Origin of the sequence: Lactococcus sp. UBA7128 (genome assembly GCF_002492185.1) — a bacterium.
GTDB classification, from domain to species: Bacteria; Bacillota; Bacilli; order Lactobacillales; family Streptococcaceae; genus Lactococcus; species Lactococcus muris.
The window spans coordinates 1-11,227 of the sequence record NZ_DKXK01000003.1 but is presented as its reverse complement, the minus strand read 5'-3'; the positions used below and the strand labels follow the sequence as shown (position 1 = coordinate 11,227).

12 protein-coding genes are annotated in these 11,227 nt (G+C 40.5%); 11 read left to right on the top strand and 1 reads right to left on the bottom strand.

Annotated elements, in window-relative coordinates; all coding sequences use genetic code 11:
• The 7 genes from B4H39_RS00560 to B4H39_RS00530 all read left to right on the top strand — a co-directional run.
• Nucleotides 1-1,482, top strand: a 1,482-nt coding sequence (locus tag B4H39_RS00560) for a hypothetical protein (protein ID WP_286927472.1), incomplete at its 5' end; no start/stop codon positions are given.
• 86 nt (nucleotides 1,483-1,568) lie between these two features.
• Nucleotides 1,569-2,810 carry a Fic family protein gene (locus B4H39_RS00555; protein ID WP_251422932.1) on the top strand — a complete coding sequence of 414 codons (1,242 nt, stop codon included), beginning with the start codon at nucleotides 1,569-1,571 and terminating at the stop codon, nucleotides 2,808-2,810.
• Nucleotides 2,811-2,853: 43 nt separating this feature from the next.
• Entirely contained in the window at nucleotides 2,854-3,852 is a 999-nt protein-coding gene (gene ruvB / locus B4H39_RS00550; protein WP_251422929.1) for a Holliday junction branch migration DNA helicase RuvB, read from the top strand.
• Nucleotides 3,853-3,975: 123 nt separating this feature from the next.
• A complete protein-coding gene (locus tag B4H39_RS00545) occupies nucleotides 3,976-4,407 on the top strand; it encodes a low molecular weight protein-tyrosine-phosphatase (RefSeq protein WP_202230326.1) in 432 nt (143 codons plus the stop codon).
• An 88-nt stretch (nucleotides 4,408-4,495) separates the two neighbouring features.
• Nucleotides 4,496-4,861 carry a MerR family transcriptional regulator gene (locus tag B4H39_RS00540; RefSeq protein WP_165713993.1) on the top strand — a complete coding sequence of 122 codons (366 nt, stop codon included), beginning with the start codon at nucleotides 4,496-4,498 and terminating at the stop codon, nucleotides 4,859-4,861.
• A gap of 52 nt (nucleotides 4,862-4,913) precedes the next feature.
• On the top strand, nucleotides 4,914-6,254 hold the full coding sequence (glnA, locus tag B4H39_RS00535) for a type I glutamate--ammonia ligase (protein WP_202230325.1): 1,341 nt from the start codon (nucleotides 4,914-4,916) through the stop codon (nucleotides 6,252-6,254).
• Between the two features lie 233 nt (nucleotides 6,255-6,487).
• Nucleotides 6,488-6,919, top strand: a complete 432-nt coding sequence (locus tag B4H39_RS00530) for a hypothetical protein (protein ID WP_251422926.1) — start codon at nucleotides 6,488-6,490, stop codon at nucleotides 6,917-6,919.
• A gap of 90 nt (nucleotides 6,920-7,009) precedes the next feature.
• On the opposite strand, the gene B4H39_RS00525 is transcribed toward B4H39_RS00530, so the two are convergent.
• Nucleotides 7,010-7,282 (bottom strand): chorismate mutase, encoded by a 273-nt coding sequence (locus B4H39_RS00525; RefSeq protein ID WP_202230323.1) that lies wholly within the window; start codon nucleotides 7,280-7,282, stop codon nucleotides 7,010-7,012.
• 280 nt (nucleotides 7,283-7,562) lie between these two features.
• Between B4H39_RS00525 and B4H39_RS00520 the strand changes: the two genes are divergently transcribed.
• The 4 genes from B4H39_RS00520 (at nucleotide 7,563) to dnaX (ending at nucleotide 11,101) form a co-directional block, all read left to right on the top strand.
• Nucleotides 7,563-8,000, top strand: coding sequence for a DUF1761 domain-containing protein (locus B4H39_RS00520; RefSeq protein ID WP_202230322.1), 438 nt, complete (start codon nucleotides 7,563-7,565; stop codon nucleotides 7,998-8,000).
• A 312-nt stretch (nucleotides 8,001-8,312) separates the two neighbouring features.
• Nucleotides 8,313-8,795: a GAF domain-containing protein gene (locus B4H39_RS00515; RefSeq protein WP_202230321.1), complete on the top strand. Its 483-nt coding sequence runs from the start codon at nucleotides 8,313-8,315 to the stop codon at nucleotides 8,793-8,795.
• Between the two features lie 8 nt (nucleotides 8,796-8,803).
• On the top strand, nucleotides 8,804-9,424 hold the full coding sequence (locus B4H39_RS00510; RefSeq protein WP_251422923.1) for a phosphotransferase: 621 nt from the start codon (nucleotides 8,804-8,806) through the stop codon (nucleotides 9,422-9,424).
• 12 nt (nucleotides 9,425-9,436) lie between these two features.
• Complete coding sequence (gene dnaX, locus B4H39_RS00505; protein WP_251422920.1) at nucleotides 9,437-11,101, top strand: DNA polymerase III subunit gamma/tau; 1,665 nt, start codon at nucleotides 9,437-9,439, stop codon at nucleotides 11,099-11,101.
• Nucleotides 11,102-11,227 lie beyond the last annotated feature (126 nt).

Genomic DNA, 11,227 nt, shown 5'->3' with positions numbered 1-11,227 from the left:
GACACGGAAAACAAGGACGTCTTTATCGAAAATTATGGCGAGCGTCCAATCATGGCACGTATCCGCCTGTCCGAGTTTCTGGAAACTCGGCAACGAAATGAAGATAATTTTACACCTTTAGTGAGTGGAACCAGTCGTGAAAATGTCGGCTCTTGGACCCGCTGGATACCAAGCGCTACAGATATAAATGACCGCGCCAATAACAATGCGTCCAATGCTTTTGACCGCTACTCTCAGTTAAGCTTTGGCTGGAGCAGGGAGGGACAAACTGCACCTTGGTATCTCCCAACTTTTAACCATGATAACTTAGATCAGAGGACAGCTGCCGCAGGACATGCCCGTGACTGGATTGCAGGTGGCGGAGCTACAGATGGCAGTACCGACGGGACGACTCATCCCGGTGAGGGAACAGATGGCTTCTGGTCGTCAGGTACAAGCTACACGAACGGCAGTCAAAGCATCACATGGCCTGGCTCTGCAACAGCGACACGAACCACAGCACAAAACCTCGAGCAAGAGCGTGCCCCGATGACGATAGAGCAATGGGAAACTCTCCCAGATGAAAATAAAGTCGGTAATTTCTGGGTCATTGACCAGCAAACAGGCTGGGCTTACTGGGCCAATCGTCTAGAACCTGGGGAAGCAACCTCTTACCTACTTGATGCCGCTGTGATGACGGATGCTATCGAAGAGACGGTCTTTAACGGTTTTTCTTACTATGCCATCAATGTTGAAAGCGAGCTGATAAGTCCGGATCAAAGAAATGAGTTTCTCAATGATGGCGGAAACAATCATGTATTACTGGCAGAATTTCTGACAGGAATTAATAACGGAGTGATGTTTGATGATGGACCAAATCCCGCACCAAATGAGAGTAGTGCACCTTCTGAATTTAACTTCTCTACCATGAGACCAGGACGTATCTTTACGATGGCAGGTGAGCAATATCGTTATCTTGAGGATATGGGTAATGGAGACCATATGATTATTCGAAATGATGCTCTCCGTAATGTTCATTTTTCTAACCAAGAGGTAGCACTTGCTTCTTGGTATGGCGGGCTTGATGATACAGTTCAAGCCATAGTTCGTCCAGTAGTTATGCCAAATAACGTGCCAAGTATTTCAGAGTTAGATGCTTCACCTTGGACAGCAGGGGGTGTACGTTGGTTACCTCTACAATGGAATGATAACAGATTTGATGCTGTTAGAGGAGACAGAACGGTTGTTGGAGGGACAACACAACGAGCTTTTGCTCTTTCTTTTGCGGATGTTGTTCGTTTATCAACTGCTGCAGGTCCTTTTCCCACTCATAGAGCTCGTGAAGCTGCCGATGCTCGTTGGTGGCAGCTTCGTACCCCTACGCCTGATGGTCATGCATGGGGGATCAGTGAGGGTGCGTTATTTGGTCGTTCGACCATGACAGGTTCTAATTCCCATGGAGGCGTCCGCCCCGCTCTCATCATTCACCAACCTACAAACTAAAACATTTACAAAAACTATAATAGCAAGCGAAGCACCAACATCGTTTGCTATTTTATATTTTATCAAATAGAGATGAGGAGGAATTGATGAAAACATATTCGACCTTACGTGCGATAAGCTATAATGACTTTGAAAACTATCCGATGATTGTGGAAAAAAGAAAAGAAAGTGAAAGTAGTGTATTCACAGGGCTTTTCTTTCAAGCTTTTGATACGAAACAAGAACTTTTATTAAAAGAAGAGATGGAACTTTTCTTTCTCGTCCTTCCTCAGACATCGTTACTCAAAGACAAGTTTAACGAAAATTCACGACAAATTGATAAACTTATGAACAGTTTGCCTGAGATTACGAAAAAGAATATCTTTTATCATCTACTTGTTGAAGAGATTAAAGCCTCCAATGATATTGAGGGCGTTCAAAGTACGCGAAAAGAAATACGTGATGCCATTAGTGTTATTCTTGAAAAATCTCAAGAAGATAAAAGATTTAAAAGTCTTGTCTATCAATACATGAATTTTAGAAAATCTAAATTTAGTCAGATTACAACAATTGAAGATATAAGAGAAATCTATGAAAATTTACTCAAAGATGAAGTTGCTGAAGAGGATAAATTGAGCACGGGAGAGCTTTTTAGGAGTGAACCTGTATTTATCGTTGACCAAAGGACGGGCAAAAAAGTCCACCAAGGAGCAGAAGGGCAAGAAATCATAAAAAAACGTCTTGCTCATCTCGTGAAGTTTATGAATCAGGATGATATACCGACCTTTGAAAAGGCATTTATTAGTCATTTTTATTTTGAAAATACTCACCTCTTTTATGATGGAAATGGAAGAATTGGACGTTTTATACTTTGCTCTTACCTCGCTCGAAAGTTAGATTATTTATCTGCAATCGGAGTATCTGTAGCTATTTTAGAAAATAAGAATAAGTATTATAAAGCTTTTCAGGAAACTTCTCATCCCAAAAATGCAGGTGAAGCAACATCTTTTATTTTGGATATGTTTGATATTTTACTTAAGGCTCAAGAGAAAATTTTAAGTGCTTTGAAAGAATGGGAGAGCAAGCTTGATACCTTGCAGAAGAATATTCAAAAACTTGAACAAACTAATGATGAACGTTCAGTTATCTACCCTCTAGCACAAGTTCGAATGTATGATAGTTTAGATGTTCTTACGGATGCAGATATTGCCGTAGGTATCGGAATCTCACGGCAAAAACTAAAAAATATTCTCAAAGATTTAAAAGAGAAAAAGCATATTACTCAAGTAAAACAAAAACCGTCCATCCATGAGCTAACGGATGAGTTTTGGAGTGAATTACAAAAATAAATAGACTTAACACAGAACCATCTTTTCTGCTATAATAAAAATAATGAACGAAAATCTATCCGCAACACCACTTGAAGATGAAGCGCTGGTTGAAAAGTCCTTACGTCCGCAATATTTCAACCAATACATCGGTCAAGATAAGGTTAAAGAACAACTCGAAATCTTTATCAAAGCAGCCAAGCTACGTGAGGAAGTACTGGATCACGTGCTTCTTTTTGGTCCTCCGGGATTGGGTAAAACAACCATGGCCTTTGTTATTTCTAATGAACTCGGGGTCAATATCAAGCAAACTTCGGGTCCAGCGATCGAAAAGCCGGGCGACTTGGTCGCGATCCTTAATGAACTCGAACCTGGCGATGTCCTCTTTATTGATGAAATTCACCGTATGCCCATGCAGGTTGAGGAAATCCTTTACTCTGCTATGGAAGACTTCTACATTGATATCATGCTGGGCTCTGGTGATGGAAGCCGCTCGGTCCATTTAGACTTACCACCTTTTACCTTAGTTGGTGCAACGACACGAGCAGGGATGTTGTCTAATCCTTTGCGCGCTCGCTTTGGAATTTCTGCACACATGGAGTATTATACTGAGCGTGACTTGGAAGAGATTGTCAAACGTACTGCAGATATATTTGAGGTAGAGGTGGTTGAAGAAGGAGCACTTGAGATTGCTTTGCGTAGCCGAGGGACACCACGTATCGCCAACCGTTTGTTAAAACGTGTGCGCGACTTTGCGCAAATCATGGGAGATGGTCGTGTGGATAAAGAAATCACGGATAAAGCACTTCAAATTTTAGATGTGGACAATGCTGGTCTAGACTATGTAGATCAGAAAATCTTGCGTACCATGATTGAAATGTACAATGGAGGACCAGTTGGTTTAGGAACTCTGGCAGTTAACATTGCTGAAGATCAGGAAACTGTTGAAGATATGTATGAACCCTATCTGATTCAAAAAGGTTTTATTGTGCGGACAAAGCAAGGAAGGAAAGCAACCGCAAAGGCTTATGAACATTTAGGATATTCTTATCAAGAAAATTGAAAAAATACTCAATCTGGAGTATTTTTTATATATTACGCTTGCGGTACTCTTCTAAAAGTGGCAACTAAAGAGTCAGTTTGTAACTGGTGATTTTTATGCCATTGGATGTGCTATAATGAAGACATGGAAAAAATAGTATTTGTTTGTTTAGGGAACATTTGTCGTAGCCCGATGGCTGAGTTTGTCATGAAAGATTTGGCTGAAAAAGCGGGAAAATCTTATGAGATAGAGAGCAGAGCGACATCCAGTTGGGAGCATGGCAACCCCATTCATCCTGGGACGCGCGCTATTCTAAAGGCATATGACATTAAATTTGACGAGAAAAAAGGCAGTCAGCAGATTACGCCAGAGGATTTTCAATACTTTGATCAAATCATTGCGATGGATGCCTCAAATAAACGGGATTTGGAAAAAATGGCGCCAGCAGATCAAAAAAATAAAGTAAAAATGCTTTTGGAAAAATCCGTTCCCGATCCTTGGTATACAGGAGATTTTGAGGAAACTTATGCCTTAGTAAAAGAAGGCTGTTTAAAAATTTTAGAAAACAATGATTGAATATGTCATAAAATGTGACATAAACCTTTGACAAGAGCTTAAACTAGGTTTATAATATGCCATAGAGTTGAAGTTGAGGAGATAACGGGTGAAAGAACGTGAATTGAGGCACTCTCTAGCAGTGCTGCCAATTGGCACTGTTATGAAACTAACAGGATTGAGTGCGAGACAGATTCGCTACTATGAGGAACAAGGTTTACTTTTTCCAGAGCGTAACGAAGGTAACCGCCGGATGTACTCTCTTAATGATATTGAGATAGTGTTTGATATCGCAGATTTACTATCTGAGGGCAATAATATTGCAGATATTAAACGTATCTATGCTCAACGACAGAAAAAAGCAATGAAAAATCTCTCTATCAGCGAAGTGCATCTTGCTTTGGAACGCGAATTTGCGCAACAAGGGCGTTTTGGACATTCAACATCAACTCACTTCAACCAGCCGCGCATGTAAGAAAATATTACATAAAAGGAAGTATCGTTTACTCTTAAAAAGGAGCCGTATTATGGGAATCACAGCAGAAAATATCCGTCGTGACGTCAAGGAAAAAAATATCAAGTTTCTGCGCTTGATGTTTACCGACATCCTAGGAACTTTGAAAAATGTAGAAGTTCCAGCAACTGACGAACAATTAAACAAACTTTTTGACAATAAGATGATGTTTGATGGCAGTTCAATAGAAGGTTTTGTCCGCATCAATGAATCAGACATGTACCTCTATCCAGACTGGGACACGTGGATTATCTTTCCATGGGGGGACGAGTACGGCAAGGTAGCTGGAGTTATCTGTGATGTTTATACAGCAGAAGGCAAGCCTTTTCCAGGAGATCCGCGTGGAGTGCTGAAACGCAACCTTGAAACTATGGAACAAATGGGCTTTAAAAAGTTCAACCTTGGACCAGAACCTGAGTTTTTCCTCTTTAAACTTGACGAAAATCAAGAGCCAACTTTAGAAGTGAATGACAAAGGGGGATATTTTGATCTCGCACCTACAGACTTGGCGGGAAATACACGTCGTGAAATCGTCAACGTCCTTACGGACTTAGGCTTTGAAGTGGAAGCCAGCCACCATGAAGTTGCAGTTGGTCAGCATGAGATTGACTTTAAATATGCCGATGCTTTAAAGGCCTGTGATAATATTCAGATTTTTAAACTTGTTGTAAAGACAATTGCGCGTAAACATGGTTTACACGCAACTTTCATGGCCAAACCGAAGTTTGGTATCAACGGTTCTGGGATGCACTGTAACATGTCGCTCTTTACAGAGGACGGTCAAAATGCCTTCTATGATGAAGCAGGAGAGATGGGACTTTCTGAGGTGGCGCACTACTTTATCGGTGGTTTACTTAAACATGCTTACAACTATACAGCTATTACAAATCCTACTGTAAACAGTTATAAGCGTTTGGTTCCTGGTTATGAAGCACCAGTTTACATTGCTTGGGCTGGGCGCAACCGTTCGCCTTTGATTCGTGTCCCAGCATCACGTGGAATGTCTACACGAGTGGAGCTTCGTTCAGTTGACCCATCGGCTAATCCTTACTTGACCTTGGCTGTTCTACTTGCTTCTGGTCTTGATGGGATTGAAAATAAAATTGCTGCACCAGAAGCTGTGGAAGAAAATATCTATGTTATGACTGAAAGTGAACGCAAGGCACATGGTATTACGGACTTGCCGTCAACTTTGCACAATGCGGTTAAAGCTCTTCGTGAAGATGAGGTGGTAACTGCAGCTCTGGGCGATCATGTTCTCGTTAATTTTGTGGAAGCGAAGAAGATCGAGTGGGCAAGCTATGCGCAATTTGTCAGCCAATGGGAAATTGATAACTATTTGGAACTTTACTAAAAATAGATAATCTTCCTTGGAGACTGTTGAAAAATGGCAGGCTAGCTGATTTCAACTAAAGCACAAAAACGCTCAACCAATCTAGGCTTATGCCCATGGTTAAGCGTTTTTTTAATTTTTAGGGGGATTTTGTCTGAGGTTCTCTTTGTGGGGAGACAAGCTAACTTTTTTCAATAATCATTATCTGAGGTGCTTTTTTTGAATTTTCCTACTAAAAAGACTAAACTAGTCCTATGGATATAAAAGAAAATTTGAAAAGCATCATAGACAAGGTAGAATATGGGCAAGTCCTTAAGATTGCTATGCAAGAAAGAGGAGCTTATGCGGTTTCTGAAGTGCAAGGAGATGTTGTAAACATGGCTCTCTTTGATGACTTTGCGGCAAAATATTTATCAGATCAAGAAGATTTAACTGTCGTGCATCGTAAAGACTCTGAGCTAGCTCTTACCTCAACGGATTTTTCACAGTTCATTGGAGGGTTAGAAGCTCCCAAGCATATTATTTTTGTGGCGTGTTTAGAGCTTGGAACCACTGAGATCAAAGGTTTTTTGAACGCCTTACTTTCTACGGATGAATTGGAAAATAGCAAAGTCATTCTCTTGGACTTGCCACAGCTAGAGTATATGGCCTTACGTTCAAGTATGAAAGGGAAACTAGCTCTTTAGTAGTTTACTGAAAAAGTCATATTGGTTCAAAATTTCTCAAAATGGAGTCCTAGACATGAGGGCCATTTTTTATTGTCATTTTTCGGGAGATTATTCTTTAAGGCGTTTTTGTTCTTGATAATCTCGAGAGTGCTTCATGATTTCTTTGTAAATAGATTGGATGGAAGCAGCGTATTGGGGATTTTTTATTTTATTCTCAATTTTTTCTAGAATAAACTTTTCCCGTGCTGCATCAAGCACCTGTAAGTTTTTTTGCTCCTTGGCGGCAATAACTTTTTCAACGAGAGACATACGTTGGTTTAAAAGCCCAAGAATTTGTTCATCTAAGGCATCTATTTCCTTCCGGATATTTTCTAAAGTCATAGCTTTATTTTAGCATATTTCAAGTCCTCATTACACCTTCCGGAATTTAGTTGATGCATCGATGAATTTTGTTCATATTAGGCTGAGGTAAACAAATATACTGTTGGACAAACTGTTGAAAGTGGAAGCAATTGAATTGTATCCTGAGTATTTATACGCCAAGATGTCTTTTTTTGAAATTGATTGACAATGTTTCGTTAATATTATAGGATGTAAAAAGATTAGGGTTACTAACAGTGATTGGTGCTTACTCTGAGAAATATAGAAGCAGGTGATGAATATGTTTAATTGGTTAGGTATTTTTGCTGGAACTTTAGCATGGGTTATGGTCGAAAGTTTATTGTATAATCCTATGCATGTCTGGGGGCGTTTTTGGGCTAAAGAGTCCGGTATGGCGGAAAAAATGGAAAAACAAAAAATGTCTGCTGCAGATATGCTTTTTACATTTGGTGGGACGATTCTTGTGGGAGTCTTCATGGCAATTGGACTTTCACATGCAGTAAAAACAGCTTCGGCAGGTATTGGAAGCACGTTTGGTGTCAGTCCACTGGTGGCGGCACTTATGATGGCTTTTCTCAACTGGTTGGCTTTTTATGGTGTTGGGCAATTCGTCTTGGCAGCTTACAGTGGGCAAAGTAAAAAACTGATTGGTCTTCATCTTGTGAACGGATTGATTGGTCTGCTTGTGATGGGGCTTGTTATTGGCTTATTAGGTTAGAAGTAAAGCAGGGGAAGCTGCTTTGAACTTAGCGAAAAGCTTCAAAAAATAAAAAATCCATTTTGAGTTTTCTTTGGAGTAGAAAAATTTAACTCTAAAACTCAAAGGGAGGAAAGTAGGCTTACTTGTCCACACTCTAAAAGCAGAGCAATCTGCTTTTTTGCTTCTCCATGTTTTAATAGAAGGCGCTTTTTTGATATAATTTAATCAGAGATTGTAAAGGGCTTAATGCTAAAACGTTTGTCCTTTTCTGGTCCTTTTGTAAAAAAACAGAGCCAGAAATGGCTTGATTAAAGGAAGTTTGATGAAGCAATGAATAAAAAAGAAAAAGTTGAAGGATATGAGCTCCTGAATAATCAGTTGAAAGGACTTCTTTCGGCACAGAACTATACATTGTCTAACTTGTCTAATGCCGCAGCCCTCTTGAATAGCTTTTTGCCTCAACAAGTGTTTGTGGGATTTTATCTCTATAATGGTGAACAGTTGATTTTAGGCCCTTTTCAAGGTGGTGTTTCTTGTGTGGAAATCAAGTTGGGAGCAGGCGTGTGTGGGGAGGCTGCTGCTAAACGTCAAACCTTAATCGTTGACAATGTTAAGGAACATAAAAACTATATCTCCTGTGACAGTCGTGCAATGTCTGAAATTGTCGTGCCTCTTGTCAAAGATGGGGAACTCAAAGGTGTTTTAGATTTGGATGCCGCTGAGCTATCGTTTTATGACGATATTGATCAGAAGTATCTTGAAGAATTCTGTCAGATTTTATCAGATAGGACGGACTGGAGATTTTTTGAGTGAGGGAAAAGATGAAAGAAACAGTAAATCAATTTATCAGAGATAGGTTTAAAGATAAGGAAGGGACGCCAGTGGGTTTTAACCGTTTGGCGGAGCCCAAGGCATTTGCTCAAGATTTGGGAAACTTTATTTATCAATTGCACAAGTTGGAGGCGACTGGAGCACAGAGTGCAGAGTTAATGCTGCCGGTTATTGAAGCAGAATTTTTTACCCTGCTAGACCAGATGAAGAGAGTTGTGCCGGTGGAAGACCTTCGTATGTATTGGGAGAAAGCAAGCAGGAACCCTTGGACAAAATCACCAGTGGTGTTACATGGCAATCTGAATTTGGAAACAGTTTGGGTGACTAAGGATAAATTTTCTGGTGTGGTTGAGACAGAGGTTTTGATTGTGGGAGATCCCGCCAGTGACTTGACAATCGCTTGGGAAATTTTTGATGAGAAACAGAGAAAGATATTTTTCTCAGCCGTTGAAGCTGATAAAGCAACAGTTATTCGTGCAAGGGTTTGGGCAGTTTACAAGGCCATGAAAAATTATAATTCAACAGATATTGATCAGTCTATCCTTGCGCGTGATGTTCTTTTCCGTATCAATGAAGAACTTGGTCTTGGCGCAGAGCCAGATCTTTACTAGAAGGAATGAAAAATGGCTTATCAAGCTTTATATAGAAAATATCGTAGTCAAAGATTTGACGAAATGGTTGGGCAAGAAGTTGTTGCGACAACACTGAAAAATGCCATTATGAATGGCCAGATTTCTCATGCCTATCTTTTTAGCGGTCCAAGAGGGACTGGGAAAACTTCAGCAGCAAAAATCTTTGCCAAAGCCATCAATTGTCCCAATCAAAAAGAGGGTGAGCCTTGTAACAAGTGTGACATTTGTCAAGCGATTACCCAAGGAAATTTAGAAGATGTTATTGAGCTCGATGCTGCTTCAAATAACGGTGTCGATGAAATCCGAGAAATCCGTGACAAATCCACTTATGTAGCCAATCGCGTGACTTACAAGGTCTATATCATTGACGAGGTTCACATGCTGTCAACAGGGGCCTTCAATGCTTTGCTGAAAACTTTGGAAGAACCAACGGATAATGTTGTCTTTGTTCTAGCAACGACCGAGTTGCAAAAAATCCCAGCAACGATTATTAGTCGTGTGCAACGCTTTGCTTTCAAAGCTATTACGACTAGTGATATTCATCAGCATTTAGCGGAAGTTTTATCTGATGAAAAGATTGACTTTGAAGAGGCGGCCCTTGATGTGATTGCTAAATCTGCGGAAGGTGGGATGCGTGATGCCTTGAGTTTACTTGATCAAGCGTTGAGTTTTTCAGAGGGTAAACTTGAAGAAAAAGATGCTCTACTCGTAACAGGTTCAATTGCCAACGAAGCGCTGGTTTCTTATGTTTCTGCGCTGGCAGATTCGGATGTGACCTCAGCACTGGCGGATTTAGAGAAGATTTTTCTTGAAGGTAAAAATATGTTGCGCTTCACAGAAGATCTTCTAACCTATTTCCGTGACCTGCTTTTGAAGGAAGACAACAAGATACCTCGGGCGCGAATTTATCAATGGATCAATATAGCGATTGAGTCCTTGAAGATTATCAAAGAAACAACGCAAAGCAAAATTGCTGCCGATGTCATGACGATGCGCTTAGTGGATGCCGGTGCTTCTCATCCTGCAGAAGACGCGGCGGTTTCAGAGGATTTGGCGCAGGAACTTCAAGCTATAAAAGCAGAGCTTCGGGAGCTTAAGGCCAAGTTGGCAGAAGTTGAAAATAAGCCTTCTGTATCTTCCATAAGTCAAGAAGTGCAAATCAAGCGTCAAGTGAAGCTGCAAACGAGTTCAGAAAAATATCAAGTAAATCAAGACTTGATTTTTAAAGCGTTAAGAGAAGCAACAAATGAAGCACGTCAAGCTGTTTTCGGGGCTTGGCCAGAGATTGTTTCAAGTTTTACAAAGCCTTCAGAGCGTGCGTTAATCAATAACACAGCGCCTGTAGCAGCATCAAGCAACTTTGTCGTTGTGACTTTCCCCCATGGAAATCTAGCTAAACGTGTAGCTGAAAATGAAAATTTACAGTTAACATTTGGAAATCTTATGTCCTCCATCTTAGGTTTTTCACCGGAGATTATTGCTCTGGCGGAACAAGATTGGCAGTCTGTCCGGCAAGAGTATGTGATGCACCTAAAAAAAGGAGAGAAAAATACTGAAATAGTTGCCGAGACAGGCTCTAAAGAAGACGAAGAGGAACTGCTTGTCAGTAAAGCGAAAGAATTTTTTGGTGAAAAAGTGAAAGTGATTAAGGATTAGAAATATAGTATCATGAGGTCAAGAAGCTCTAGCCTAGACTGGAGCTTTTTTGTCTACTTTTCGGACACTGGTTACGGAAGCCAGAAGTTACCCCACATGGAGGTCCCCTCCGCTTTTCTCATCAAA

Excerpts from the sequence above, each read along its gene's own strand:
- B4H39_RS00555 (WP_251422932.1), top strand. The coding sequence starts at position 1,569 with ATGAAAACATATTCGACCTTACGTGCGATAAGCTATAATGACTTTGAA.
- ruvB (WP_251422929.1), top strand. The coding sequence starts at position 2,854 with ATGAACGAAAATCTATCCGCAACACCACTTGAAGATGAAGCGCTGGTT.
- B4H39_RS00545 (WP_202230326.1), top strand. The coding sequence starts at position 3,976 with ATGGAAAAAATAGTATTTGTTTGTTTAGGGAACATTTGTCGTAGCCCG.
- glnA (WP_202230325.1), top strand. The coding sequence starts at position 4,914 with ATGGGAATCACAGCAGAAAATATCCGTCGTGACGTCAAGGAAAAAAAT.
- B4H39_RS00530 (WP_251422926.1), top strand. The coding sequence starts at position 6,488 with ATGGATATAAAAGAAAATTTGAAAAGCATCATAGACAAGGTAGAATAT.
- B4H39_RS00525 (WP_202230323.1), bottom strand. The coding sequence starts at position 7,282 with ATGACTTTAGAAAATATCCGGAAGGAAATAGATGCCTTAGATGAACAA.
- B4H39_RS00520 (WP_202230322.1), top strand. The coding sequence starts at position 7,563 with ATGTTTAATTGGTTAGGTATTTTTGCTGGAACTTTAGCATGGGTTATG.
- B4H39_RS00515 (WP_202230321.1), top strand. The coding sequence starts at position 8,313 with ATGAATAAAAAAGAAAAAGTTGAAGGATATGAGCTCCTGAATAATCAG.
- B4H39_RS00510 (WP_251422923.1), top strand. The coding sequence starts at position 8,804 with ATGAAAGAAACAGTAAATCAATTTATCAGAGATAGGTTTAAAGATAAG.
- dnaX (WP_251422920.1), top strand. The coding sequence starts at position 9,437 with ATGGCTTATCAAGCTTTATATAGAAAATATCGTAGTCAAAGATTTGAC.